24 protein-coding genes are annotated in these 26994 nt (G+C 52.8%); 6 read left to right on the top strand and 18 right to left on the bottom strand.

Annotated features, from left to right (window positions below; genetic code table 11):
• Nucleotides 1-6: 6 nt before the first annotated feature.
• The 6 genes from GQS10_RS09325 to GQS10_RS09300 all read right to left on the bottom strand — a co-directional run bounded on the left by GQS10_RS09325 (nucleotide 7) and on the right by GQS10_RS09300 (nucleotide 7197).
• On the bottom strand, nucleotides 7-1857 hold the full coding sequence (locus tag GQS10_RS09325; RefSeq protein ID WP_243735067.1) for a leucyl aminopeptidase: 1851 nt from the start codon (nucleotides 1855-1857) through the stop codon (nucleotides 7-9).
• Nucleotides 1749-2765, bottom strand: a complete 1017-nt coding sequence (locus tag GQS10_RS09320) for an aldo/keto reductase (RefSeq protein WP_166241318.1) — start codon at nucleotides 2763-2765, stop codon at nucleotides 1749-1751. Before GQS10_RS09320 ends, GQS10_RS09325 begins: the two co-directional genes overlap by 109 nt.
• A gap of 21 nt (nucleotides 2766-2786) precedes the next feature.
• Nucleotides 2787-3935 (bottom strand): ATP-binding protein, encoded by a 1149-nt coding sequence (locus tag GQS10_RS09315; protein ID WP_166241316.1) that lies wholly within the window; start codon nucleotides 3933-3935, stop codon nucleotides 2787-2789.
• Between the two features lie 288 nt (nucleotides 3936-4223).
• Complete coding sequence (locus tag GQS10_RS09310) at nucleotides 4224-5696, bottom strand: anti-sigma factor domain-containing protein (RefSeq protein WP_166241314.1); 1473 nt, start codon at nucleotides 5694-5696, stop codon at nucleotides 4224-4226.
• Nucleotides 5689-6495, bottom strand: a complete 807-nt coding sequence (gene sigI, locus GQS10_RS09305) for an RNA polymerase sigma factor SigI (protein ID WP_166241312.1) — start codon at nucleotides 6493-6495, stop codon at nucleotides 5689-5691. The genes GQS10_RS09310 and sigI overlap by 8 nt, the downstream gene beginning before the upstream one ends.
• A 270-nt stretch (nucleotides 6496-6765) precedes the next feature.
• On the bottom strand, nucleotides 6766-7197 hold the full coding sequence (locus tag GQS10_RS09300) for a hypothetical protein (RefSeq protein WP_166241310.1): 432 nt from the start codon (nucleotides 7195-7197) through the stop codon (nucleotides 6766-6768).
• Nucleotides 7198-7416: 219 nt separating this feature from the next.
• Here GQS10_RS09300 and GQS10_RS09295 point away from each other — a divergent pair, with 219 nt between their 5' ends.
• Both GQS10_RS09295 and GQS10_RS09290 read left to right on the top strand, forming a co-directional pair.
• On the top strand, nucleotides 7417-7620 hold the full coding sequence (locus tag GQS10_RS09295; protein ID WP_166241308.1) for a KTSC domain-containing protein: 204 nt from the start codon (nucleotides 7417-7419) through the stop codon (nucleotides 7618-7620).
• A 115-nt stretch (nucleotides 7621-7735) separates the two neighbouring features.
• Nucleotides 7736-9703, top strand: coding sequence for a glycoside hydrolase family 15 protein (locus GQS10_RS09290; protein ID WP_166241306.1), 1968 nt, complete (start codon nucleotides 7736-7738; stop codon nucleotides 9701-9703).
• Between the two features lie 119 nt (nucleotides 9704-9822).
• On the opposite strand, the gene GQS10_RS09285 is transcribed toward GQS10_RS09290, so the two are convergent.
• From GQS10_RS09285 to leuB, 6 genes are all read right to left on the bottom strand, one after another.
• Nucleotides 9823-9990 (bottom strand): hypothetical protein, encoded by a 168-nt coding sequence (locus GQS10_RS09285; protein WP_166241304.1) that lies wholly within the window; start codon nucleotides 9988-9990, stop codon nucleotides 9823-9825.
• A gap of 89 nt (nucleotides 9991-10079) precedes the next feature.
• The gene (locus GQS10_RS09280; protein ID WP_166241302.1) at nucleotides 10080-11921 is read right to left on the bottom strand and encodes a monovalent cation:proton antiporter family protein; all 1842 of its coding nucleotides are present in this window, start codon (nucleotides 11919-11921) and stop codon (nucleotides 10080-10082) included.
• A 101-nt stretch (nucleotides 11922-12022) separates the two neighbouring features.
• On the bottom strand, nucleotides 12023-12403 hold the full coding sequence (gcvH, locus tag GQS10_RS09275) for a glycine cleavage system protein GcvH (protein ID WP_166241300.1): 381 nt from the start codon (nucleotides 12401-12403) through the stop codon (nucleotides 12023-12025).
• A gap of 46 nt (nucleotides 12404-12449) precedes the next feature.
• Complete coding sequence (locus GQS10_RS09270; protein ID WP_166241459.1) at nucleotides 12450-12902, bottom strand: redoxin domain-containing protein; 453 nt, start codon at nucleotides 12900-12902, stop codon at nucleotides 12450-12452.
• 103 nt (nucleotides 12903-13005) lie between these two features.
• Nucleotides 13006-13554 (bottom strand): peroxiredoxin, encoded by a 549-nt coding sequence (locus GQS10_RS09265; protein ID WP_166241298.1) that lies wholly within the window; start codon nucleotides 13552-13554, stop codon nucleotides 13006-13008.
• 189 nt (nucleotides 13555-13743) lie between these two features.
• Nucleotides 13744-14823 (bottom strand): 3-isopropylmalate dehydrogenase, encoded by a 1080-nt coding sequence (gene leuB / locus GQS10_RS09260; protein WP_166241296.1) that lies wholly within the window; start codon nucleotides 14821-14823, stop codon nucleotides 13744-13746.
• Nucleotides 14824-15031: 208 nt separating this feature from the next.
• Between leuB and GQS10_RS09255 the strand changes: the two genes are divergently transcribed.
• Nucleotides 15032-16246, top strand: a complete 1215-nt coding sequence (locus GQS10_RS09255; RefSeq protein ID WP_166241294.1) for an aminotransferase-like domain-containing protein — start codon at nucleotides 15032-15034, stop codon at nucleotides 16244-16246.
• 167 nt (nucleotides 16247-16413) lie between these two features.
• On the opposite strand, the gene GQS10_RS09250 is transcribed toward GQS10_RS09255, so the two are convergent.
• From GQS10_RS09250 to GQS10_RS09240, 3 genes are all read right to left on the bottom strand, one after another.
• Entirely contained in the window at nucleotides 16414-17829 is a 1416-nt protein-coding gene (locus GQS10_RS09250) for an NAD-dependent malic enzyme (protein WP_166241292.1), read from the bottom strand.
• Between the two features lie 121 nt (nucleotides 17830-17950).
• Nucleotides 17951-18640 carry a response regulator gene (locus GQS10_RS09245; RefSeq protein WP_166241290.1) on the bottom strand — a complete coding sequence of 230 codons (690 nt, stop codon included), beginning with the start codon at nucleotides 18638-18640 and terminating at the stop codon, nucleotides 17951-17953.
• On the bottom strand, nucleotides 18637-20229 hold the full coding sequence (locus GQS10_RS09240; protein WP_166241288.1) for an ATP-binding protein: 1593 nt from the start codon (nucleotides 20227-20229) through the stop codon (nucleotides 18637-18639). Before GQS10_RS09240 ends, GQS10_RS09245 begins: the two co-directional genes overlap by 4 nt.
• 210 nt (nucleotides 20230-20439) lie before the next feature.
• Here GQS10_RS09240 and GQS10_RS09235 point away from each other — a divergent pair, with 210 nt between their 5' ends.
• From GQS10_RS09235 to GQS10_RS09225, 3 genes are all read left to right on the top strand, one after another.
• A complete protein-coding gene (locus GQS10_RS09235) occupies nucleotides 20440-21471 on the top strand; it encodes a Bug family tripartite tricarboxylate transporter substrate binding protein (protein WP_166241457.1) in 1032 nt (343 codons plus the stop codon).
• Between the two features lie 81 nt (nucleotides 21472-21552).
• Entirely contained in the window at nucleotides 21553-22035 is a 483-nt protein-coding gene (locus GQS10_RS09230; protein ID WP_166241286.1) for a tripartite tricarboxylate transporter TctB family protein, read from the top strand.
• A gap of 12 nt (nucleotides 22036-22047) precedes the next feature.
• On the top strand, nucleotides 22048-23571 hold the full coding sequence (locus GQS10_RS09225) for a tripartite tricarboxylate transporter permease (RefSeq protein ID WP_166241284.1): 1524 nt from the start codon (nucleotides 22048-22050) through the stop codon (nucleotides 23569-23571).
• A 216-nt stretch (nucleotides 23572-23787) separates the two neighbouring features.
• On the opposite strand, the gene GQS10_RS09220 is transcribed toward GQS10_RS09225, so the two are convergent.
• From GQS10_RS09220 to GQS10_RS09210, 3 genes are all read right to left on the bottom strand, one after another.
• On the bottom strand, nucleotides 23788-24357 hold the full coding sequence (locus GQS10_RS09220; RefSeq protein WP_166241282.1) for a TetR-like C-terminal domain-containing protein: 570 nt from the start codon (nucleotides 24355-24357) through the stop codon (nucleotides 23788-23790).
• Between the two features lie 14 nt (nucleotides 24358-24371).
• Nucleotides 24372-25061 carry an MBL fold metallo-hydrolase gene (locus GQS10_RS09215; protein ID WP_243735078.1) on the bottom strand — a complete coding sequence of 230 codons (690 nt, stop codon included), beginning with the start codon at nucleotides 25059-25061 and terminating at the stop codon, nucleotides 24372-24374.
• A gap of 372 nt (nucleotides 25062-25433) precedes the next feature.
• Nucleotides 25434-26987, bottom strand: a complete 1554-nt coding sequence (locus GQS10_RS09210) for a 2-isopropylmalate synthase (RefSeq protein ID WP_166241278.1) — start codon at nucleotides 26985-26987, stop codon at nucleotides 25434-25436.
• Nucleotides 26988-26994 lie beyond the last annotated feature (7 nt).

Below are 26994 nucleotides of genomic sequence, written 5' to 3'. Positions count from 1 at the left end.
AGTTTTCTACCGGGCGATGTGGTCCGGTTTCTCTACATAGCGAATTAATGTTCGAACCATGGAGCCTGTGCCGCCGACAGGATCGACACCGCGTTCGCTCCAGAGCCAGGCCGTGCCGCCGGTATCTAGGTGCACCCAGGGCGTGTCGTCCGCGAAGGTTCCGATGAACAGCCCGCCCATAATTGCCCCGGCCCATTTGTCCGGGCTGGTTGCGTTTTTCACATCGGCGATGCGGCTGTTCAGCTTCTCCCAGTATTCCGGGTAGGAAGGCAGCTGCCATAGGCGTTCGCCGGCTTCCTCGGCTGATTCGAGCAGCCCCGATATGAGCCTTTGATCGTTGCCGACGGCGGCGGTCGCCACATCGGACAGTGCGATCAGCACGGCGCCCGTTAGCGTCGCTACGTCGATAAGCTGCACCGCGCCAAGCTCCTTGGCATAGGTCATACCATCGGCGAGCACGATGCGTCCTTCGGCGTCGGTGTTTAGCACCTCGACGGTACGACCGCTGTAGGTCGTGATCACATCGCCGGGCTTGTATGCTTCGCCGGAAGGCATGTTCTCCGCTGCCGGGATGACGCAGATCAGGTTGACCGGCAGGCGCCGTTCGGCCGCAGCAGCCATTACACCAAGCAGCACCGCTGCTCCGCCCATGTCGCTGACCATTTCTTCCATTCCGGGGCCCTTTTTCAAGGAAATGCCGCCGGTGTCAAAGGTAATGCCCTTACCGACCAGTCCGAGCGGCTCCTTCCACTCGGCCAGTCCTTGATATTTCATTACGATCATCACCGGATCGTTAACGCTGCCTTTGCCCACCTCGAGCAGACCGCCCATGCCGAGCTTCTCCAGCTGGGGCCGCTCCAGCACCTCGCAGTGCAGGCCTGCTGCGGAATATTGCTCGGCGATCCGCTGAGCCTCGACGCTGAGCAGAGCCGGCGTCAAGAAATTGCCCGGCAGATTCGTTAGATCGCGGGCGTAGTTTGTGGCATCGGCGGCGACAAGCGCACGCTGTACGGCCGCGTCTGCGGCGACGGCGTCATCGCGGTCCGCGCCGCCAAGAAGGATGCGCAGCTCCCGCAGCGCAAAGCTGCGGGGGGCGCTATCCTTCTTGTAGGCGGCCGGCGCGTACGCGCCCAGCAGGGCGCCTTCGGCTGCAGCGTAAGCGGCCTCCGCCGCAGACAGCGGGACGCCGCCTGCGCCTGCAGCCGGGCTGGCCCCGCCGGGGCCAAAGGCGCCGCGTACCGCCGCGCCTGCCCGCGCACTCGCGCCGCCCACGCGCTCCGCTCCCGCGCCAATGCTCGCGCTGCGCGCGTCCGCGCCGCCTGCGGCTGCGCCAACCGCATCCGCGGTCCACGCTACGCGGACCTCGCGAAGCCCCTCGCGCACCGCCGCCCGAACGGCCGCGGCTGCCGCCAAGCGAAGCGCATCGGCCGCCCTAACGCCGGCCTTGCGCACCCCCGCAACCACCACATAGCGGAGCGCGCCTCCGCCATACACCGAATACCCCCGCGTCTCGCCAAGCTCGCCGCGGAACCGCCCCGCCGCCGCTGCATCCTCCTGCAGCGCAGCGGCAAGCTCTGCGGGCAGCAGCGCCTGTACCGCCTCCGGCACGGCGCCGCCCCCGCTCAGCAAAAGAAGCGCATAGCGCGCTTCCGCGTCCTCTATGCGCTCCAGTGGTAAAGCATCGACGCCGCACAAGGCGCCGGTTCTCCAAGTCCATTCCGTCGTCATATCATCACCGCCAACCGTTTTTAGCCGTAAAACGAAGCTGCCTCCTGAATCACGCGCTGCATCGGAAGCTGGTACGGGCACTTCTGCTCGCACAGCGGCGTGTCTCGGCAAGGCTCGTGTTCGGCGCATGCCAGTATCTTTTCCTTATTTTTCTCAAAGAATGCCATGCCCTTCGGCAGCAAGCCCAGCTTATCGCGAATGACACTGGAAATCATCACATCCGGAATGGCGATGCCGACCGGACAGGAGCAGTAATTGCAGCGCCTGCAGTCGTGCACGGACAAATCCCCGGCAAGCTGCTCAAGCTCCGCGCGCTCCTCCGCTTCGACCTCCCGCTCCATTGCGGCCAAGTTCATCTTTACTTCGTCGATGCTTACCATTCCGGAAATCGTCGTATGTACGTCCTGGCTGTACGGATAACGAATCGCCTTTTCTACCGGCTGGACAAAGCCGCCCGACAACGGCTTCATCGCCGTTTTGCCCATCCCAAGCCGCGTCGCCGCCGGAATTAGCTCATCCAGCGCAAACGGCTGCACCAAGCTCAAATGAAACAGCACCTGATCAAATTGCCATTTTTGAATCCAGCGCGCCAGCAGCTCCGGGCGATGGCCGGTAATGCCGATAAAGCGCACATAGCCCTTCTCCTTCATTTCCAGAGCCGCACGGTACGCTCCATCCTCACTCATGATCTTCTTCATTTCATCGGGATAATTCACATAGTGGATTTGCAGCAGATCGATTCGGTCTGTTTTCATCCGTTTCAAGCTGCGCTCGATTTCTTCTTTCGCGGAAGCGTAATCCCGCTTATTCGTCTTGGTCGCCAGAAAGTATTCATCCCTGCGCCCCGAGATACATTCTCCTAATATTTCTTCGCTGTTGCGGTAGCCTGCAGCGGTATCGATATAGTTAATGCCCTGATCCAGTGCATAATGCAGTGTTTCTCTCGCCTGCTCCAGAGGCACCCCCGGCAAATTCATCGCGCCGAAGCCTAGCGCCGATGTTTTCCAGCCTGTTTTTCCAAACTCCGTATATCGCATAAGAGGTTCCCTCCTGCACCACTATCTTGGTTTTAGCGGGAGCACCACCAAAATGGTCGTTCCCATCCCCGGCTCGCTTTCCACCTGAACAAAACCCGAGTGGTTCTTGATGATCCGGTAGCAGACCGCAAGGCCAAGCCCGGTTCCTTCTTCCTTCGTCGTAAAAAATGGATCAAACAATCGGGACTGCGTCACCGCATCCATTCCCCTGCCGTTATCCTGAACAGAAATTTGTGCGTACGATCCGGCTTTATGGCATGTAATCCGCACAATTCCTCTTCCATCGTTATCCGAGCCCTTGATAGCCTCCACCGCATTCTTCACTACGTTCAGCAGCACCTGCTTAATCTGCTTGGCATCCACGCGCAGCAAAGCCTCATCGGCATGCTCCAAGCGAATTTCACAGCCGGCCAGCAGCGCCGAGCTTTCCGTCAGCAGTATCACTTCTTTAAGCAGCGAGGTGACATCCGTATCTACAATTACCGGGGCAGAGGGCTTGGAGGAATTTAAAAATTCATGAATGATTTCATTCGCGCGGTCAATTTCCTGTACGATGACATTGCCGTACTCCTCTTTGCCTACCTTCGCCAGATAAGGCTGGAGCAGCTGAATAAAGCCCCGAACCGAAGTCAGCGGATTACGGATTTCATGAGCAATGGCCGCTGCAATTTTGCCCAGCATAGCCAGCTTATCGTTACGGTACGCAGACTGCTCGATTCTGCGAAAATCGGTTACGTCTTTTACACTGATTAAGTAATCGCCGTCCAGCTCGTCTGGGTATGTAACCGTCACCAAATAATGCCTATTGTCCGAGTCGCTGAACTCATAATATGTACGTCGTCGCTGAAACATTTCGATATAAACACGGTAAATTAATTTCCGTCTGGACCGGGGAATCAACGGATGGCGCAGCAGCGTCTTCAAATCGCAGCCGGTAAGCAGCGCCCTTGAAACCTTAAGCAGCTTCGCCATCGGAATATTTACGAAGGAAACAAAACCGGCCTGGTCCACTAAGAAAACACAGGTATCCATGTGCTGTAAAATATGCTCGTATTTGTTCTTCACGGAAATGACCGCGTTCAAATCCCGAACGGCCTGCTCATACAGCTCGCCTTGTCTTTGCGATTGTCCTAAAACTACTACTTGCTCCGACTTTAACATTTCTGACATCGTAAAATCTCCTTCAGGAGAAATAGTTGGGCGCTTGGAAGTCCAAGCGCCCTGTCTTTGTAGTGTCAGCCTAGTATTCATTATAAGGGATTGACTGAATGAGTCAACTTCATGGGCTAACAACTTATCGCAGGTTCGTTTTACTGACTTTCATTTCCGCTTCACACTTTCGACATAAAATAATCAAAGTCCTTCCCACCAGAAAAATTTCAACTTCAATTCAGCCAAATGTCCACAAAATGAAAAAAAGCGCCCGTGCTTGTACGCACGAACGCCGCAAAAGGATCCTTAATTCTTTTCCTTTGTATTAAGCCAAGAAGGGATTCCCTCGCCGCCCTTTTGGTTCTCATTGTCTTTCCCTTTCTCTTCCTGCTTTTTTTCGATCTTTTCTTCGATCTTTTCTTTAAGCTTTTCCTTCGCTTCTTCTGCTTTTTCCTTCGCTTCTTCCATTTTCTCTTTTGACTCTTTGAGCTTTTCCTCGACCTTTTCCTTCGCTTTTTCAAGCCCTTCCTTTATCTCGTCAGGGGAAACGACCGGCGAATTCCCTGCATTTCGATCCCGGTCGTTGTCCTCTTTTTTGTTTCCGTTTTCTCCCCTGTTTTGGTTCTTTTTGTCGTCCTTATCCTCATCGTCGTCCCTGTCGTCCTGCTTGGTGCTGTTATTACCGCCGGACGGCGAATGATTTCGCGAGTTGGAATTCGAATTCGAAGCCGGTTTCCCATTTGAATTTCCATTTGAATTTCCATTGGAATTCGCATTTGGTTTCTCGTTTTTCTTCTCATCCTTTTCGGACGTGTTTTCTTTCTTCGTGCTTTCCCTCGTATCAACCGGGCGGACGGTTTCTACTTTCTCCACCTTTTTATTCTCGCTATTGTTTTTCCCCGACGATTTCCCCTCGGATTTCGCCTTCTCTACCTTCTTATCCAGCTCGCCGTTCTTTTCTTCCTCCAACAGCTGCTTCACCATTTCCCGCGTCAGCTTCGGTCCCGAGGACAGCAGCTTGCCGATGCCTTCGTATTCCTTGGCTACCTCATTGACCGAGCGGCCCTGGAATTCTTCAATCGTTACCGGAACTCCTTCATCCTTAGCCTTTAAGTAAATCATCAGCTTGCCTGCCGAAACCCCCTGCACAATCGCTTCCTCGCGGATTTCCGCAGGAGCTTCCAATGCGGTGACGACTAGCTTTTCCGGTGCAGCCGGGTGATGCTCTTGAATGACCTTGGAAACCTTCGTTTTGACGCTGGACACAATTTCCGATTCGCTCAGCTTCACTTGGTCGTTAATCAGTGTGCTGGTAATCACGATGTTTGCATCCTCTTGATCCTTTAGTACGGTTTTCTCGGCTTGCTCCATAATTAATGCCGCGGCTTCCTCCAGCTTTTGGCCTTCAATGTTAACCTGTTGAAGCAGCTCAATACCGTCCTTATTCAACCCTTGAGCTTCAACGACATCCTTACTTTCGTTAATACCGAGTTCAACACTGGGGTTAATATCCATTGCCACATAAGCGACAACAGTAAAGCTCCCCTTATGCATGCCCGGTAAGCCGTTCAGCAGCACGATGCACATGACGATCGCCGCGGCGGCAACTGCTCCCCATCGCATCACAAGCGGTCGAATCCGGTTTGCAGCAGGGCTAAATACAATTTCTTCACCGATTTCGCAGATCCGGCCTGCCCGGGGCACTTTGAGAAACATACCCTCCGGTGTCATCACGATCAGCTCGCTGCCCTGAATGTCCATCACGATCCCTTTATTCATCCGTGTCACTCCTTTCAGCCTGGGATCCTGGCATTTGTAAATATTCCTTTAAGTATGGGTACGGGCCGAAATAAATTAAGGCCGTCGCTATGATATATTTGCGGTTGCGTTCCAACGTTTTGCGCGATACCTCCACGTTCTCGAGCAGCTCCTTGATCGGAAGCATCTTCGTTCCGAGCAGCTGCCGCATTAATGGAGCCGACGATGCGAGCGTATGAGCGATTTGAAACAAGCTCTCGCGTGAATCGCTATGCTTGGGCGACACGGAAATCAGGTCTTCGAAGCTAATCCCAAATTCGGATAAACAGCGGGTGAAATCGAGGATTTCACTTCTCCGCGCCTCGGCCGTTTGATCCTTTTCATACCGGCTTACCGCCTCCTGAACTTCGACCGGATTCACAACGTTATCTTCCTCGTCCTCCACTTCAAACGAGCTCATCGGCGTTTGACCGGTAAAGCGCTGCTCCTTGCGGACATAATCGATCAATCTGCGGCGGATAACCGTTTCGGCAAAGCCGAGAAACGATCTGCCTCCTTCAGCGGAAAATTGATTAATCGCTTCGTTAAAAGCCGCTAACGCAATGCTGAATTCATCGTCTCTGGCTGGATCAATATATCGTTTGCAAAAACGGCTTGTCACCTTGGCTACATAAGGCTGATATTCCGCAATAAATCGATTGCGCAGCTTCATATCGCCTTCTTGAATGCGAGCGATGAGGCTCTCCGGAGAATCGGCAGAACCGCCCGCGCCGGCAGCGTCGCGTTTGCCGATAAATTTTTTGAACAGGACCAGTAGCACCGTTCCACCTCACATCTATAAGATTCGCTTGCGCGAAGCGCAATGCGGGGGTCTTCCCACCTACTTTTGACTGTAAAATAATAACGAAAGTTGCGATATCGGACAAGCCATTTTCAAGTTTTTTAACATTTTGTGAAAAATGTTCTAGAATGGTCTACCGATAAGCCGGTATAATCGCAACGATAAGAAGACCTTCAGCCCCGCAGAAGCCCTGTGCTTTCTAATCATTAAAAAAAGAGCGGAGAACCTCCGCCCATAGAAACCCGGCTGCTAAAACCGGTACGATTTTTTCGCTTTCTTGCGAAGCAGCTTTTCCTTGCGCTGACTCAGAACCCGGAGCCGAACTTTCAACTCCTCGTACCAGTCCTCGTCGCTCATCTGCTTCGCCACCGCCAGCAAATCGAGCGCCATATCAATTTGATCCTTGACGACCCGAAGCGGATCCTCATCATCGTGGTTTACGCAGTTCTCGTACATTTCATCATCATCTGAAAGCTCCACGAATTCCTCAAAGTCCACTTCCGACGCTTCATCCGCTTGCGCATATTCCAACAGGATCTCGTATTCCTTCTCGATCCAATAATGCACCTCAATCCGGTGACATACCGGACAAAACAACAACGGAACATTGTGGATCTGCGTCCGGTCATGCTTGACCGTTCCTTTCGTACCGATCATACTTGCTCCGCAACAAAAACTCATATGCACGACCTCCTCGCTTTTCCCTGTCAGGGCGACGCGTTCCACGATAGATTCGTTGTCTCTTTTGACAAAAACGTATTCGATGCTGAACGGCAAAATTCCTTTTTTCAAATTTTAGCAGCAGCCTTCTCCGCCACTTACATATGACGAGCTGGAACCGCATATCTTTTGGGTTAGTAAGCCTTGCGCAAGCCACTACATGAGAAGAGGTGCGTGACCATGGAAATGATTCCTATCGGCAGCAAGCAAATCGCTTGCGTCAGCTATGATGCTGAAACGTCTTCCGTCATTGTCCACTATCATACGGGAGAAGCCTCCGTCTGTCCCTCCGTTCCGGAAAATCAATTCCGAAAGCTCGCCGAATCAGACAACAAATACGATTTTTTGATGGAAATCATTCGTACCAAACCGGTGAAGGCGTAGCCCGAGAACAATCCTCTTCAATTCAATTAGTAAAACAAGGGCTTTCTGGAAAGGTTAAAATAACGTAGACATTAAATCGCTTATAAAAAACTTTTCGGTAAGGATGTGGAGAGGTTTGCCTAGACAATTAGTGGTCGGAAACGGAAAAATGCTGATCAATTTAGACCGGAATTGCTACATCCGGGATATTTACTTCCCGTTTGTCGGCCAGTTGAACCATGTCGGCGGCTTTTGGTGCCGCTTCGGCGTCTGGGTGGACGGACGGTTCTCCTGGCTTCAGGACGGCAGCTGGGCGTTTCGCCTTGCGTATACAGAAGACTCTCTTGTCACGGAAGTAACCGCGCAAAACCATGAGCTTGGACTGACGCTTCACATTAATGACGGCGTTCACCAGCGTGATTGTATTTTTCTGCGCCGTGTTACTGTCGTCAATCATGACGCTCAGCCTAGAGAGGTACGCCTCTTTTTCCACCAGGATCTGTTGATTAATGAAACCGAGGTCGGCGATACCGCCGCTTATTACCCGAAGAACAACACCGTATTCCATTACAAAAAAGACTCTTATTTCATGTTTGACGCCTGCTCCGAGTCCAAAGGCATTACCCAGTTTTCCACAGGGGTCAAGCGATTCCATCAAGCGGAAGGCACCTGGCGTGACGCCGAGGACGGCCACCTTATGGGCAACCCGATTGCCCAGGGCTCCGTGGACAGTACGATAGGTGTCCAGCATACCATCCCGGCGCACGGCGAAGCTTCCTACAATTATTGGATGACGGCCGGACATTCATTGGATGAGGTGTACGCTTTAAATCAGTACGTGCGCGAAAGCGGACCGGGCCATTTGCTCGACCGTGTAAAAATTTACTGGCAGCGCTGGGTCAATAAGTCGGAACGCGATTATGCCGACCTAACCCCGGAAATGATTAAGCTGTTTAAGCTTAGTCTCTTAATCGTGCGCACGCAGGTGGATGAAAACGGCGCTATTATTGCCGCCAACGACACGGACATTATGCAGTACAACCGCGATCATTACAGCTATATGTGGCCGCGCGACGGCGCGCTTGTGGCTTATGCCATGACGATGGCCGGTTATCACGGAACAATCGTGCCCTTTTTCCATTTTTGCGCCCGCGCGATTACGGAAGACGGCTATTTGCAACATAAATACAATCCGGACGGCACAGTCGGCTCCTCCTGGCATCCGTATTTGCATCAGGGCCGCGAGCAGCTGCCGATCCAAGAGGACGAAACGGCGCTTGTGTTATTCGCCCTGTGGCAGGATTATGTGAAGCATGAGCAAATCGAGCTGCCGCAGTCGCTTTATCCGGATTTGATCCGCAGAGCGAACCGCTTCCTATACACTTACGTAGACGAGGAGCTGAGCCTGCCGAAGCCAAGCTACGATTTGTGGGAGGAGCGCTACGGGATCTATACCTTTACGGCATCAGCTGTGTATGGCGGGATGATGGCTGCTTCCAATTTCGCCAAGCTGTTCGGCGATGACGAGCGGTGCCGCCGTTATGCGGGGCATGCGGAGCGGATTAAGGAAGGCATCCTGCGCCATCTGTGGGACGAAGAATCCGGCCGCTTCGCAAGGGGCTTATATAAGAAGGACGGCGTCTGGGTCAAGGATATGACGCTGGAAGCGAGCATCTACGGGCTGTTCGAATTTGGCGTGCTGCCTGCCGATGATCCGCGTGTCATCAGCACGATGAACGCGATTAAGGAAGGGCTGCGCATCAAAACGGACGTCGGCGGCATTGCCCGCTACTTCCACGACTACTACTTCCAGCGTTCTTCGGACGTTGATAATATTCCGGGGAACCCGTGGATCATTTGTACGCTGTGGATGGCGGAGCATGACATTGAAATTGCAAAAACAGTTGAAGATTTGCAAAAGCCTTATGCAACGCTGCAGTGGGTCGTGAACCATACGATGGAAAGCGGCGTTCTGTCGGAGCAGGTCGACCCGTTCGACGGAAGCCCGGTCTCCGTTGCTCCGCTTACTTGGTCGCACGCCACTTATGTACTTACAGCCGTTAAATATATGGAAAAATATAAAAAGCTCGTTCGTCGTTCCTAACGCAAACCATACAGCAAAACAGCAAAGCCCCTGCAGGTCTCCCTAAGGAGATGCAGGGGCTTTGCTGTTTTGTTCTTGCGCTAGCTAGACCATCGGGAAGCAAGCTTGCTTTGCCACGGTTACTTCGAGGTGTTTTTCCCGATAATGCCGCAGGATCCGGGATACCCGTCGTTTGCCTTCATTTCATCGAGGTGCTCACGCATCTCTTCATCCTGAGGCAAGTCTGCCGCTAGTTGCACGACAGGCTGGTGAAATTCGACATGCCCTTTTGCTTTTGGCTTTGTCATGCTTCCTTCACCTCCAGTAAGAATGCGAATCCTTACCGTACCTATTGTCTCAAAGCACGACGGGATTATACGGCTTACGAGGGCAACCGCTACTCCAGCTCTTGCTTCATTCTTGCGATCTGCTCCGGCTGACCGCTCACTAACAGCCGGTCGCCAAGGCGAAGCTGTGTATTCCCATGGGGGATAAGAAACGATTCGCCGCGATAAATCCGCATGATGAGCGCGTCGCCGAGGAACGGCAGCTTGCGCAGCGACTCGTCGTCATATCGCGGATTGCCGATGAGAACCTCATGCAGGCTTTCCCCTTCATCCACAATTAACCGCACGGCGCTCGGCGCTTCAATAATGCCCTTCATCAGCGCCCGAGAGGCGTACAGCGTTGAAATGACACTGAACTTCTCTTTATCCATAAAGTCAAATAGATCCGGATCCTCTACGCGTACGACGATACGCTCCTTGCCAAGACTCTCGGCATATTCCGCAAGCATAATGTTCAGCTTATCGTTTGTCGAACCAAGCACAATGACATCGCTTTGGAAAAGTCCATACTCTTCTAATGTGCCCACTTCCAAATTTGGCACCTGTTTCATGGGATAACGGGAGGCACGAATTTCTTCCCCTTCAGCATGATCATTTTCCGGCTGGCTCGTAAACAAACAGACCTCATAGCCTTCCTTCTGCAGGTCGAGAGAAACCGGCATCGTCATATGATTTGCGCCTACAATCCCTACACGGGTGCGGCGGTGCTCCTCTTTAGGAAACAATTTTGCGAACAGGATCGGAGAAATCAGGCAGGTCATTACCGCCACCAAAATAAATGCGCCGCTCAGCTGCTCCGTAATAAACCCAAATTCCTTAGCTACTGTGGTGGCCGCGATCACCAAGCTTAATGTGGAAGCGACCAGCACTCCGGAGCCAAGCGTTTCTCGCCAGGTGTGCCATTTTTTCAGTACTAAAATCGGGACGAGTTTGGATATATATATGAAGAAAAGAAGCAGCGGAATGACAATAATGCTTTCCGCCGTAAACAGCTTTTGCAGCTCCATATTCACGCCGACCATCACAAAGAAGATCGGAATGAGAAAGCCGTAGCCAAAGCTATCGAGCTTATGGACGAATTCTTTATTGGGCGCTGCCAGCGAAACCAGCAGCCCCGCCAGAAACGCCCCAAGAATCATTTCTACACCGAAGGACTGGGCGAGAACTACAAAGAGCAGAATCAGGGCGAACACCGCTCTGGTCCCGATCTGTACGGTCCCCGTACGCAGCACCTTAAACACAGGAAATCCCTGATACCTGCGCATAATCATGTACACCGCGAAGGCGACGACAAACAGCGCTCCGATAAAAAGCACATTGTGCAGGTTTTGCGATTGAAAGCTTATGTACACCGCAAGAAAAATCATCGTCACGAAATCAAGCAGTACGGTAACGAGCAGTATCGTTTGCCCGATCGGCGTTTCCGTTAAACGTCGTTCTTTTAATACAGGAAGTACGACGCCAAGCGAAACGGTGGAAATAATAAGTGCCGTTAAATAAGGCTCCTTCACAACGCCGATCCACATTAAGATGAAGCCAAACAGCAGAGAAAGTATGACGACGCCACTGAATATAACCAACGAAACCGCAAGCGGGTTATAGCTGTTTACGTCAGCCTTTCCCGGACTCGGGCGGAACCGCGAAAAGTCAATTTCCACCCCGCTCAAAAACATCAAATAAATAAACCCGAACAAGGACAAAAGCTCGAGGTATGGGTCCTCGCTCACGAGATGGAAGCCGCTTTTTCCGATGATGAGACCAACGACAATCTCGGCCACGACGACAGGTATAAACCGCATATTAAAGCGGTGAAGCAGGATCGGCACCAAAAATGCGATGATGACAACGATCATGAGAGAAGTTAGTGAAGTTGAATGTTCGATCGCACTCATCCCCTTTATAATGTAAAACGCCGGGTCCGAGTTTGTGCTCTTTCTCCGGCGTTTTTATCGTATTCGTTATGCGCTGGTGTTATTCAAAAAAAGTAGAGCGACTATTCGCTGTACGTTTCTTTGTATTTGTCCGCCGACCAAAGCTTTTCAACCTCAGACGGATCGGACAGCTCTACTTGAATCATCCAGCCTTCGCCGTATGGAGCTTCATTTACCTTTTCTGGAGAACCGCTTAAGCCTTCGTTGATCTTGATTACCTTGCCCGAGACCGGGGAATACAGCTCGGATACGGTTTTTACGGATTCCACACTGCCGAAAGGCTCGCCAACCTGCAGCGTATCTCCGAGTTGCGGAAGCTCAACGAACACGATGTCTCCCAGCTCATTTTGTGCAAACTCTGTGATGCCGATCGTTACGGTATTGCCCTCAACCTTCGCCCACTCATGCTCTTCGGTGTATTTCAGTTCAGCTGGTACGTTCATGAATTTTCCCTCCACCATTATACGTTTATAATCAATGCGGCTGCGCTTAGGCTCTCTTCGGGCCTAAAACTTTGTGTATCCGCTGTTCAACCATGCCAATTGCTTTCTCTCCTGCTCCAAAGAAACGAAGCTGATGCTCTCCGTCAAACAAATAAAAAGCCGGTACATACTCGTTTTCAAAAGCATCCGTTACGCTGTGCGCATTATCAACCAGCACAGGGTACTCCAGCCCATATTGCGCGATAACGGCTTTAACCGCTTCAACATCGGTATCCTTTTCGGACCTTGGCATATGAACGCCGACGACCTGCAGACCGTAGAGCTCGCCGTATTTTTGCGGCCATTCCTTCAGCTGCGGCATGCCCTCTTTGCACATATAACAGCTGACCGCCCAAAAATGGACAAGCACCGGTTTTCCTTTCAGCTCCTCTTTGTTGACCTGACCGTTGATCCACTCCGAAGCTCCTTCAAAGCCCGGCAGCTTTGCCCGTAAGCCCATTGGCATGGCGAATTCCCCTTTCGCTGTAGGTTATCAAAAAACCCCCGTTCCCCCGCACGCCCTTACGAGCTTGCAGGACAAAGGAGGGTCGTCGACATTCCAATTACCTTGCGGTCACAAATTGCTGGCCCGGCTTCCAATTCGCCGCACAAAGTCCGCCGGATTGCAGCGCTTGAAGAACACGGATCGTTTCATCCACGCTGCGTCCGATATCATTATGAGTAACTACCTGATATTTCAGCTCGCCTTCCGGGTCGATAATAAACAGACCGCGCAGCGAAATGCCTTCTTCTTCAATCAATACGCCGTAGTCGCGGGCCGCCGTCTTGTGAATATCGGAAGCAAGCGGGTAATTCAGCGTACCAAGTCCATTCTGGTCGCGCGGAGTGTTGATCCATGCGCGGTGGGAGAATTTGCTGTCCGTCGAAACGCCGAGAATTTCACAATCTAGGTCGTCAAAAAGCTCCATCTGGTCGCTGAACGCGATAATTTCCGTCGGGCATACAAACGTAAAGTCGAGCGGATAAAAAAATAAGACCAGCCACTTGCCCCGGTAATCGGAAAGAGACACCCTGCCAAAATCCTTGCCATTGCCGAGTGCGGTTTCCATCGTAAAGTCCGGCGCTTTCTTTCCAACCAAACGATCAGCCATTTCATTCTCCTCCTATCAAAATGGTTCTTGTTGTAGGACGTGAGAGTTCGTATGTAGTTTTTTCCATACAAATCGTATCATTCCGTAAAATCAAAGTCAATTCAACCTGTATTTAAGCAGCCCCTATGGAAAACGCAAAAAAAGCTGCCCAGCCATGATAGGCCTGGAGCAGCTTTACGCTTTGTTACTTTATTTGCTCACTGCGGCAACGATCAGATCGCCCATTGCCGTTGTGCCGATCGCCTTGCTCTTGTCTGTAGCGATGTCGCCTGTGCGGTGTCCCGCATCCAGAACGTTCTTCACTGCGCGCTCGATCGAGTCGGCCGCATCGGAATATCCGAACGTCAAGCGGAACATCAGAGCAACAGACAGGATCGTCGCGATCGGGTTCGCGATGCCTTGTCCGGCAATATCCGGTGCGGAGCCGTGTACCGGCTCGTACAAGCCGAAGCTGCCTTCGCCCAGCGACGCGGAGGAAAGCATACCGATCGAGCCGGTCAGCATCGCCGCTTCATCGCTGAGGATGTCGCCGAACATATTCTCGGTGACGATAACGTCGAAGCTGCTTGGACGGCGCAGCAGCTGCATTGCGCAGTTGTCGACAAGGATGTGCTCCAGCTCAACATCCGGATAATCCGGTGCAATGCGGTTTACCGTTTCGCGCCACAGGCGGGACGTTTCGAGAACGTTTGCCTTGTCGACGGAAGCTAGTCTCTTGCTGCGCTTCTGCGCAATTTCAAACGCTTGGCGCACAATGCGCTCCACTTCGTTTACATTATATACACAAGTGTCGACCGCTTCTTGACCGTTCGCACCCTCGCGGCGGAATTTCTCGCCGAAATAAATGCCGCCTGTCAATTCACGTACGACAATCAGATCTGTACCTTCCAAAACTTCTGGCTTCAATGTCGATGCATCCTTCAAGCAGTCGAAGATTACTGCAGGACGGATGTTCGAGAACAAGCCGAGCTCTTTACGGATGCCGAGAAGACCGGTTTCCGGACGAAGCTCCTTCGAATTGTTATCCCACTTCGGTCCGCCAACCGCACCGAGAAGAACTGCGTCTGCGCCTTTGCAAAGCTCCAGCGTATCCTGCGGCAGCGGAGTACCTTTCTCGTCAATAGCGATCCCGCCGAACAGGGCGTGAGCCGTTTCAAAACGGTAGCCAAACAGCTCCTCCGTACGCTTCAATACCTTTTCCGCTTCAGCGACTACCTCAGGTCCGATCCCGTCGCCCGGGAGTACTGCAATTTTTTTCACGTCTGACATATTGTAAAAACTCCTTCCGCAGCTTTGTACACACTAGCTTTATTTTTATCATAAAGCTTGCCATTTTACAAAGATATAAAAACTATTACCTTTATAGGATGTCTCTATCAACAAAGCCGTAAACAAAGATTGGAACCGGACGAAATTTAGGATAAAATGGGTAACAATATTTGCAAAACGGTGTAACAGCCAAGGAGGCATCCGCCCGATGAATATACCATTTTCGAAAGCAACAGAAGGTCTGACATCGTCAGCCGTAAGAGAAATTTTAAAGCTGACTCAGGGGAAGTCGGTCATCTCCTTTGCCGGCGGACTGCCAGCGGAAGAGCTATTTCCCATTGAAGCGGCGAAGCAGGCGTATAACCGCGTTTTTGAACAGGGACCCGCGGCGCTTCAATATAATTTGACGGAAGGCCATATGGGCTTCCGCGAAAAGATGTGCGAGCGGATCACCCGCAAGGGAATCGCAGCCACACCGGCCCAGATGCTCGTCACAACCGGCTCGCAGCAGGCGATTGATTTGCTCTGCCGGGTTATTTTAGATCCTGGCGACACCGTGCTTGTGGACAACCCCACCTATTTGGCGGCGCTTCAGGTGCTGCACTCCTACCAGGCCAATGTAGTTCCTGTAGCCAGCGATGCGGATGGCATGCTGCCGGACGATTTGGAAGCAAAGCTGAAGGAGCACCGCCCGAAGCTCGTTTATACGACGCCGACCTTCTCCAACCCGACAGGGAAAGTGTGGAGCAAGGAGCGGAGGCTGGCGCTTGTGCGGTTGACACAGCAGCACCAAGCGCTCGTGCTCGAAGACGATCCGTACGGCGATATCCAGTTTGACCCGGCAGAGTCGTTCCCGCCGATCGTAACCTTGGCCGGACCGCTGGACCAGTCCAATGTCGTGTACACGAGCACCTTCTCGAAGACGGTCGTCCCGGCGCTGCGCACCGGCTGGGTCATTGGCTGTACGCCGGTTATTCAAATGATGGCGCGGGCGAAGCAGGCGTCCGACCTGCACTCCAGCTCGCTCGATCAGCAGGCGCTGTATCACCTGCTTAACGAATTTGATCTGGATGCCCACATCGGCCTCATTCGCGAGCAGTACCGCGAGCGGATGCAGCTGATGGTCAGCATCCTGAAGGAGCACAGCTGGCCGGGCGTCACGTGGAACGAGCCGAAGGGCGGCATGTTCCTGTGGCTGGAGCTGCCGGAGTCGATCCACTGCGAGCCGCTGCTGAAGCGCTGCGTGGAGGAAGGCGTCGCGTTTGTGCCGGGTGCGCCGTTTTATATCGGGCAGCCGAAGTGGAACACGATCCGCTTGAATTTCACCCATACCGACCGGGAGCGAATGATTCTCGGCATGCAGCGATTCGCCAAGGTAATGGATGAATTTGTGAGTGCCCAGCCATCAGGCACGACGGTGTGACGAATCCTACCCAATTGTGCAGGAACCGATAGACCTCGCTAATCCCAAACAAAAATAAGGACGTCTCCGCCCTTTCGACAAAGGACCGCAGGCACACCATTTCACTTGTGTGTGCCTGCAGTTCACGCCGAAGCATGGGAGACGTCCTTTTCGTTTCACTGCTCTAACTATCCATTCGATCTGCGCCGCGCCACGCCGCTCTCATAAGCCGCCTGGATGACCGCATCGCGCACCTTGTCCGCTACCGCGGAATTAAAGACACTCGGGATAATGTAATATTCGTTCAGTTCTTCATCCGAAACGACGGAAGCAATGGCGCTTGCCGCAGCCAGCTTCATCTCTTCCGTAATCCGCGAAGCCCGGCAGTCCAGCACGCCGCGGAATAAGCCCGGGAAGCAAAGCACGTTATTAATTTGGTTCGGGTAATCCGACCGACCCGTAGCCATCACGCGTACGTGACCCTCTGCATCCTCCGGCGAGATTTCCGGCGTCGGATTGGCCATGGCGAATACGATGGCATCCTCAGCCATCTTTTTCACGTCCTCTACCTTCAGCAAGCCTGGACCGGACACACCGATAAAAATGTCGGCTCCGCTAATGACGTCCGACAGCGCCCCCGTCTCCCGGTTCGGATTCGTATGCTCCGCGTACCAATTCCACGCATCGTGAGCGTAAGACTGCCCTCGCACCAGAGCGCCTGCGCGGTCGACCCCGACAATATTGCGCGCTCCCGCCGCGAGCAATATCTTCGTGCAGGCGATACCGGCGGCTCCAACTCCGCACAGGACAATCTTGCAATCGGCAAGCTGCTTGCCCACAACCTTCAGCGCATTGTAGATGCCCGCAAGCATTACTACTGCCGTGCCGTGCTGATCATCATGGAACACCGGAATATCCAGCTCTTCGATCAGCCGCTGTTCAATTTCAAAGCAGCGCGGGGACGAAATGTCCTCCAAATTAATGCCGCCGAACGCGGGCGCAAGCAGCTTGATCGTGCGAATAATTTCTTCCGTATCCGTCGTATCCAAGCAAATCGGGAATGCATCGACGCCTGCGAGCTGCTTAAACAGCATCGCTTTCCCTTCCATTACCGGCATCGCCGCCATCGGTCCGATATGGCCGAGCCCGAGCACCGCTGTCCCGTCCGATATAACGGCAACCGTGTTCCGCTTAATGGTCAGCGTGTGCGCTTTCGACGGGTCCTCATGGATCGCCATGCAAACACGGGCTACACCCGGGGTATACACCTTCGATAAATCATCGCGCGTTTTGATCATCATTTTCGGAGTGACCTCGATCTTCCCGCCCAAATGCACCAAGAAGGTTTGGTCCGATACCTGCAGCACCTTCACTCCGTCCAGCTTATTCAACACATTAACGATTAGCTCGCTGTGCAGCGTTTCGGTAATGTTTACCGTTATATCACGGATCGTCGTCGCCTTCCCGGCACGGTTCACGTCGACGGCTACAATATCCCCGCCGGCATCTCCGATTGCCGTAGCAATTTTACCGAAGGTAGTTTTTCCTTTATCAATTTCTAATCGAAGTACAATGTTCGTGCTTGCATTCGCCGGTGTCGCCATAACTTCTTCACTCCTGACGGACAAAGGTCCCTGTTGATAGGGTATATGGTACCGCTTACATAGTTGGATGTGAAGTATTCGTTCATAAAGTGATTATTGTTCATTTTGTTCACGGTCAGCGCTATCTTGCAGCTCGGCGGTAAATCCGTTCCGGTCTTCCCACAGTGCCATAAGACAAATCCGCACGAAGACGACCCTCCGAAACCATATACTCCAAATACCTTCTCGCCGTAGAGCGGCTGATTCCGATGGACTGCCCCAGATCCTCAGCGGTAATTTCGCTGCGCTGCTCCATGAGAGCCGAAACCTTATCCAGCGTCATCCTGTCGATGCCCTTCGGCAGCCACCCTTGGCTGCGATTCGGCTCCGGCGACCCGCGAAGAGAATCAATTTCCTGCTGGTCTAAGAGCTGTCCGCTGCTTTCCATGAGACTAAGCCGTTTCCGGTACTCTTTATACCGCTCCAGTGTTTCCTCCAAGCGGCTGAAAATAACCGGCTTTACAATATAATCAAACACCCCTTTATGCATCGCTTCCCGTATTGTCCTTACTTCTTTGGCCGCTGTAATCGCGATCACATCGGTATCGGGACAGTGCTCGTGAATATATTGTAAAATATCAAAGCCGGTGCCATCGGGAAATTGAATATCGAGCAGCACCAGCTCGGGCTTCGGATCGATTTCGAGAAAATGAATTGCATCCTGGCAATCCCCGGCAATCCCTACGACCCGGTAGCCCGGAACCTTTTCCACAAATTTTTGATTGATAAGCCCAATACGGGAATCATCCTCCGCGATCAATACTTGAATCATTGCTGTTCCCCCTTCGGTATCACTGCAAGCAAGGTCGTCCCCTCCAACGGTGAACTGGAAATGCTGATTGACCCGCCTAAATCACGGATCGCCTGCCTCACCAGTGAAAGTCCGACCCCGCGGCCCGACGAAGCCTTCGTTGAGAAGCCCGCTTCAAAAATACGCTCGCGGTCCGCGTCCGCAATGCCCGGCCCTTCATCCGAAACCTCAATCAATAGATCACGGCCGAGATCAGTCATAAATATGGTCACCCGCTTGCCCCTTGCCCCAGGCAGAAGCACCGCTTCCATCGCATTATCAATAACATTGCCTAAAATCGTCACAATATCGCTGCGTGAAATATGCTTTGGCACATCGCAAAATGAGCTTTCCCGATCCAATGCAAGCTCCACCTTCAGTTCCTTCGCCCGATTAAATTTGCCGATCAGCAATCCTCCGATGATCGGGTCCGGAATTTGTTCCGTAACAAATTCAATCATATCCTCCTGCGAATCTGTCTCTTGTACAATGACCTCAAGTGCTTCATCATACAAATCCAGCTGAATTAGTCCCGATATTAAATGCAGCTTGTTGGCGAATTCATGCGTTTGCGCTCGCAGCCCGTCTGCATATTTTTTCATTAACGACAGCTGGCTTTTGAGCTCGTTAAGCTCGGTGACGCTGCGAAATGAGGAGACGGCCCCGATGATCCGGTCCTGTCCGTCGATAATTGGAATGCGGTTCGCTACAACAATATGCTCGCCTAGTACGGTTTCCGCATCAAATTCAGCTTTTCCGCTGCGCATGACATTGAGTAACCTTGTTTTCGGCAAAATCTCGGTTACCGGAACGCCGGTCACATCCATGTCGGGCGGCACATCGAGCATCCGCTTGGCAGCCAGATTGGCAGCTGTGATTTGTCCCTTGGCATTGACCGCTAATATGCCTTCACGGAGCGACTGCAAAATCGCCTGCTTTTCCGTATAAAGTCTCCCGATCTCTTCCGGCTCCAAGCCATGAGTAGCCTGCTTTATTTTTCCTGCAATCATCCAAGCCCCGATCATCCCCAACAACAGACAGGCTGCCGCAATAAGGACAGTGTACTTCGTTTGCTTTCCCTGGGTTTCCTGTATATGCTCCAGTAAAAAACCGACCGATACGACACCGATCACTTGGTCTTGATCATCGACGATCGGCGCCTTGCCGCGCAGCGAGACCCCCATACTGCCTTTAGCCTCGGAAATAATAGCATGTCCTTCGAGAACGGGTCCATTATCCCCGCCCATCATCGGCATTCCAATTCTCTCCGGTATCGGATGCGAATAACGGATCCCTTCGCGGTTCCCTACCACTACAAATAACGCGCCCGTCTGCTTACGGATCGTTTCAGCCAATGGCTGAATGCTTTGCGTAGGATCGGATTCGGCGAAAGCCTGCCTGATTTCCGGCATTGCTGCGACCGTTTTAGCCAAATGCAGCGCCCGTATACCTATTTGCTCCTTCACCGAGGAACTCCATAAGGATTGAAAGAGCAGTGCCAGCACGACAATAACAATGGCCAGAAGAGAGCATATAAACACCGCTAACTTGGTGTGAAGCTTTATGGTCATGGTATCTCCTCCTCTGTCATTGCTATTGTAATCGATTTCAAGAAGGGACTGAAATGCAAGACCCGTGATTTTTATGAACAAAATTACGTTAATTTACATTATTCATCTTATCAGCGAAAGCTATTCAACCATGCTACTCCCGTGATAAGATCAGTCCAGAAAAAGAAAGCGCTATCATAAAAGAGATGAGAGGGGTATTTCAAAATGAACATGAGCCGTTTCCCGTGGAAAACAACCGCTTTGTCCGCGATTCTTGCCATAAGCCTTACAGCCTGCGGAGGTGCGAAGCCAGATGCTTCGAACAGCGGCAGCGCTGAACCCGCTTCCAAATACCCTGAAAAGCCAATTACCGTTGTCGCTCCTTCCGGCGCAGGCGGCGGCTGGGACAAAACCGCTCGTTCCCTTACAAAAATCTTGGGTGAAACGAAGCTTGTCGGCCAAACCATGACGGTAGAAAACAAGCCGGGCGGCGGCGGTGCCGTGTACATGGCCGAATACGCGACGAAAGAAGTAAAAAACCCGTATATCCTGCTTGTTAACTCTCCGCCGATCTTGATTAATAATCTGAAGAGCCAAGGAAACAGCCCTTACGGCTATCAAAACACAACACCGCTGGCCCAGCTTACTAAAGATTTTGGCGCCATCGTTGTCGCTGCGAATTCTCCGTACAACGACATCCAGTCCTTAATGAAGGACATGAAGGCTGATCCGAAAAAGCTGACGGTTGCAGGCGGCTCTGCGCCTGGCTCCATGGACCACCTTATTGCAGTGCTGCCAGCTTATAAATCAGGCGTTGACCCGAAAGCTGTAAAATACGTATCCTACGATGGCGGCGGTGAAGCCATTGCGGCACTGCTTGGCTCCAATGCTGATGTGATTGCCACGGATGCTTCCGCAGTTGGCCAATACTTGAAGTCCGGCAAAGTTAAAGTGCTTGCCGTTACTTCCACTGAGCGCTTGAAAGGCGACCTTAAAGACGTGCCTACATTGAAGGAGTCCGGAATCGACGTTGACTTTACGATCTGGCGCGGTGTCTTCGGACCAAAGGAAATGTCCAAGGACGAGCTCGCATATTGGGAAAAGACGCTAAAGGCACTTAGTGAAAAAGAAGAATGGAAGAAAGAGCTTCAAGCGAACGGATGGGAAAGTGAATACCGCGGCAGCGCAGACTTCACGAAGTTCTTAGGCGAGCAGGAAAAGCTGATCAAAGAACTGCTTAGCGCCCTCGGAATGGCAAAATAAGTGAAACCGCTTGAACGGGAGGGGCGTCCCGCGCCCTTCCCTTTTTCTATATCTTTACTTGGAGAGGTGAGGTGATTCCTCATGCGATACGTCAAAAATTTCGATATCGGGGCGGCCATTCTATTTCTACTCGTTGGCGGAGCATTCGTCTGGGAAAGCCGGAAGCTTGCGGCTACCGCTTTTGGAAGCAGCGTAGGCCCGGATCTGTTTCCCCTCGTCCTAGGCTCCCTGCTCGTCCTGCTCAGTATCAAGCTGATCTTTGAGAGCAGAAAGCAGCTCCGCGCCTCCACCGGAGCATCCGATGCCGCTGATGGAGAGAAGCCGGATAATACCCGATTCCTGCTGATCCTGGGTGCGACAATAGCCTATGTGCTTCTGATGGAGCCCTTAGGCTATATCATCAGCACGTTTTTGTTTTTATTAACCGGGTTTCAAGTCATGTCCCGAAGCGGACTGCTGAAGTCGATCGGGATTTCCGCCGCTTTTTCCATTCTTGTTTATGTGCTGTACGTTAATTTACTTCAGGGCACACTGCCCCCGCTGCCAGCTTGGCTCGGAATGTAGGGAGGGAACACCATGGATGTGATGCAATATTTAATGAATGGCTTCGCCACCGCGCTTCAGTGGCATAACCTGCTTTTTGCTTTCGTCGGCGTGCTCATCGGCACCGCAGTCGGTGTTCTCCCCGGCATCGGGCCCATGAGCGGCGTGGCGCTGCTTATTCCGGTGACTACCTCGCTCACGGGAGGTCTTTCGCCTGAAGAAGCGGCGACCAGCGCCATTATTTTGCTTGCCGGCGTCTATTACGGCGCGATGTACGGCGGCTCGACGACGTCGATCCTGCTGAATACGCCGGGCGAGTCCTCATCCGTCGTGACTACACTCGACGGCTACCAAATGGCGCGCCAAGGCCGTGCCGGGGCGGCACTTTCCATTTCGGCGATCGGCTCGTTTTTCGCCGGGATTCTTACGCTGATCGCGCTTGTCCTGCTCGCGCAGCCTCTGTCTGCGGTGGCCATCAGCTTCGGGCCGGCGGAATACTTCTCGCTTATGCTGCTCGGTCTCGCAGCCGTCAGCGGGCTTGCCGGCAAATCGATGACGAAAGCGCTCATCATGACCGTTTTCGGTCTACTGCTTGCAACAGTCGGCATCGACAATGTTTCCGGTGTCGCACGTTTTACTTACGATCAGCCGACCCTGTATTCGGGCTTTGAATTTTTAACGATTGCGGTCGGTTTGTTCGCCCTTGGAGAAGTCTTTAAATCGATTCGTGAACGCGATTATACGGGCGGCACGGTTTCCAAGGTCGGCCGCATCCTTCCAACCCGGCAGGACATGAAGGATAGTGCGGTGCCGATTGTACGCGGCTCCTTCTTAGGCTTCTTTATCGGGATTTTGCCGGGAGCAGGCGCTACCCTTGCTTCCTTCTTTTCCTATATTCTTGAGAAAAAGCTCAGTAAACACCCGGAAAAATTCGGCAAGGGTGCAATCGAAGGCGTCGCTGCCCCGGAGTCGGCGAACAACGCTGCTTCCGGCGGGGCGATGATCCCTCTGCTGACCCTTGGCATTCCGGGATCAGGCACCACTGCAATATTAATGGGCGCGCTCATTATGTATAACGTGCAGCCAGGTCCGCTGCTCTTTGAAGAGCATCCTGGCGTCGCATGGGGGCTCATTGCAAGTATGTTCGTCGGCAACCTGATGCTGCTTGTTCTGAACATGCCATTGGTCAAAGTGTTTGCAAAGCTGATTCAAACGCCTTCGAAATATTTGCTGCCGATCATCGTAGCAATTTCCGTATTCGGTGTGTACGCCGTTCAAGTTCAGCTCTTCGACCTTCTGCTGCTCGTTGGCTGCGGAGTAGCTGGCTACTTCCTTAGCAAGCATGAATTCCCGCTTGCCCCTCTCGTTCTCGGGCTAGTCCTTGGTCCGATGATTGAGAACAATATGCGCAGAGCACTGACCTCATCTAACGGGGATTTTCTAGTGTTTGTGCAAAATCCGATTTCAGCTGTATTTTTAGTTATCGCTCTGCTGTGGCTGCTTATTCCGATGCTGCTTCGTCTGCGCGGCAAAAATACGGTTGTCGAAGAAGCATAACAATGGAACGGCCCGTTTCTCTAAGAAGTTAGGGAAACAGGCCGTTTATTATTTATGTGGTCCAGTTCCAGGACCCCAGGGCCCCAGGGCCAAGGCCAAGTCCAGGTCCAGTTCCAGTTCCAGTTCCAAGTCCAGGTCATGCATGTTTACCTTATGTGCTCTTTTATTTCCGGCATACCCTGTTCTTTTAGTCTTCTTCTTTTCCCTTCGTTTCTTTTAAGCTGTGGAGAGCGCTAAGCCCCGTAAATACGTTATGAGCATCAGTTCTAGACTTTGATCCCGATTAAGGGCCATATTAAAGCCGTTCTTCAGCTCAAGCGAAGCAAACCCGTGCACCATGCTGCGGAAAGCACGTACAGCGTGCAGCGCCTTTTCTTCCGTTAGCCCGAAGCCGTCCATAATTCTCAGCATGAAGGTGAGAATCTCATCGCTTGCCGCAGACACATCCGGGTCCAGCGGGTCCGGTGCTGAAAGCGTTGCTTCATAGAGCCCGGGGCGCTGTCTTACAAAGCCGACATAGGAACGGCCTACGGCAAGCACAGCCTCTTCACCCGCCTTCCCGACGGTGCCATTCAGCAATGCGATCCTAAGCTGCTCAAGCCCGTGAATGGCCAAGCTCTTTCGCAGATCCGGCAGCCCGCCGATATGGTTGTATAACGAAGGCGTCTTGACCTGCAAGCGCTTCGCAAGCTCCGCCAAGGTTACACTTTCAAGCCCGGCTTCATCCGCCGCACGAGCGGCTTCTTCCAATATCATAATTTGATTCAATCCAATTCGCGGCGACATTGTAGTCTCTCCTCCTACCCAGCCGTATGAATGCGCAGCTTTTGCAGCTTGCGCTCGGCTTCCTCTATGGCTCTGTCGATAGCAGTTGCCGGGTTCTCGAGCAGCTCGCCATGTCCAACCGCAAGCAGACTCGGCTTCAAATCCCGCAGCTTGCGCGCGCTGTCCAAAGCCTTGGACAAACTCCACGTAGCTAACGCCGGAAACGGGAACAACGGCTTCATAACGCCCGATACCGCCATTCCCCCGCGAATCTGAAAAGCATCGCCTGCAATAAGCGCCCCTGAACGGGTATCGAGGAACGCCATGTGCCCGGGAGTATGGCCCGGCGCAGCAATGGCACTTAAGGAGCCGATCTGATCCCCTTCGCGCAGAAGCCGGTCAGGACGGGTCTTCACTGCTTTTGGAACGCCTCCCTTTATCGGGGTTTGCGGCTCATCCGGAAGCAAGCTGCGGTCACCCTTCAATAGACCCGCATCCCGCTCAGAAATAAGAACTTCCGCTGCCGGCAGCATCGATTTCAGTTTATCCAGCGCTCCGACATGATCGTCATGAGCATGCGTCAATATAATGCGTGTAATCGGTTTTCCGATCTGCTCGGCAGCACGAACAATCGGTTCCGCACTGAAAGGAAGCGCGGCGTCAATGAGCGTCAGCTCCTTGGCTTCCTCTACAAAATAACAGTTGACCGGAAACCATCGCGGCATAAAGGTTAGTTGAATTACGTTTTGATTACGAATCGTTCTCACGAGTATCATCCCTCTTTTTCATGACTTAAAACTAATTATATTAGTATAATAACTAAGTACATTAGTTTTAGCAATAGGGATTTATGATTTTCTGATCAAAATGCGCCTCTTTGCTTATACAGATCTTTTTCAGCCTTCGATTCCGAATCCCGGCTTTTGAATGCGATATCTGAATACGAGCCCGCCCACTCTTCATTCTACCGTAGTTTTGCTAAACAAAAACCCTTACCGATTTACAAGCGTTGTGTGTTCGCTTGGCTCGATAAGGGTTCATATTCGATTATACATGCACGGCTACTCGTGCCTGCATCGATGCAGTATTTCCTTGTCTTACAGCAGCTTCATGCTGCCTGCACGAGTGCTGCCCGGGTTGTTCCGCTTATCGACTAAGCGGTTCACCGCATCCATGTACGCCTTGGCGCTTGCTTCCAGAACGTCCGTGCTGACGCCGCGGCCGTGTACGGAGAGCTCGCCTTGGCGAAGGTGAACATGCGCCTCGCCGAGCGCGTCGGTTTCGTGGGATACGGATTTCACGGAGTAATCCTCCAGCTCCACCTGCTCCCCCGTCACCTTGTCGATCGCCTTGTAAATCGCGTCAACCGAACCGTTGCCTTCCGCCGACTGCTCGTGAATCGAGCCGTCCGCCGCCTTCAGGCGCACGGTTGCCTGCGTCGCGGTTTGCGGCTCGCCGTAGGAAACACGGATCGCCTCCACCACGAACAGCTCCGGCGTTTGAATGAGCTTTTCTTCGATCAGAGCACGAAGATCCTCATCGGTAACCGATTTTTTGCGGTCCGCCAAGTCTTTGAACTTCGCGAAAGCTTCATTCACTTTTTCGTCCGAAAGCTCATAGCCGAGATCAATCAGCTTTTCGCGGAACGCATGGCGACCGGAATGCTTGCCGAGCACCAGCTTGCTGTCCTTCAAGCCAATTGTTTCCGGCGAAATGATTTCGTACGTCGTTTTTTCCTTCAGCATACCGTCTTGGTGAATGCCGGATTCATGCGCGAACGCATTCGCCCCGACAATCGCCTTGTTGCCCGGCACCACCATGCCGGTCAGCTTGCTGACTAAACGGCTGGTGCGAGCGATTTCGCTCAGAACGAGCCCCGTCTTCGCGCCATAGAACGCTTGGCGGGTTTCCAGCGCCATCGCCACTTCCTCGATCGCGGTGTTGCCTGCACGCTCCCCGATTCCGTTGATCGTGCCCTCCACCTGATCGGCTCCGTTCTCGATCGCAGCCAGCGCATTCGCCGTCGCCATGCCAAGATCGTCGTGGCAGTGTGCGCTGAGCTGGATCTTCTCGCAGCCCGGCACCTGCTCGCGCAGCACCTTGAAAATATTACCAAATTCGCTCGGCGTCATATACCCGACCGTGTCCGGAATGTTCACAACCGTCGCGCCCGCGCGGATGGCCATCGCCGTAACCTCGCAAAGGAAGTCCAGCTCCGTCCGTCCAGCGTCCTCCGGCGAGAACTCGATTTTATCGAAGTATTTCTTCGCATACCGGATGGCAGCTTCCGCCGTTTCCAGCACCTGCTGCTTTTCCATGCGAAGCTTATGCTTTCGATGAATCGGCGAGGTCGCCAGGAACAAATGGATGCACGGGTCCTGCGCACCCTTCAAAGCTTCACGAACCGCTTCGATGTCCTGCTCCCGGGAACGGGAGAGGCCGATAACGGATGCGTTCTTCACCGCTCTGGCTACGGCGTTCACCGCAGCCAGGTCGCCCGGCGAAGCAGCCGGAAACCCGGCCTCGATCCGATCGACACCGAGCTTTTCCAGCTGCAGTGCGATTTCGACCTTCTCTTGGGTATTCAGGTTTACGCCCGGGGACTGCTCGCCGTCCCGCAGTGTCGTATCAAATATATAAATTTTTCTCATGGGGTCA

Source organism: Paenibacillus turpanensis (genome assembly GCF_011421635.1).
Classification (GTDB): Bacteria; Bacillota; Bacilli; order Paenibacillales; family YIM-B00363; genus Paenibacillus_AK; species Paenibacillus_AK turpanensis.
The sequence above is the reverse complement of the archived record's forward strand: the minus strand, read 5'-3'. Positions and strand labels throughout refer to the sequence as shown.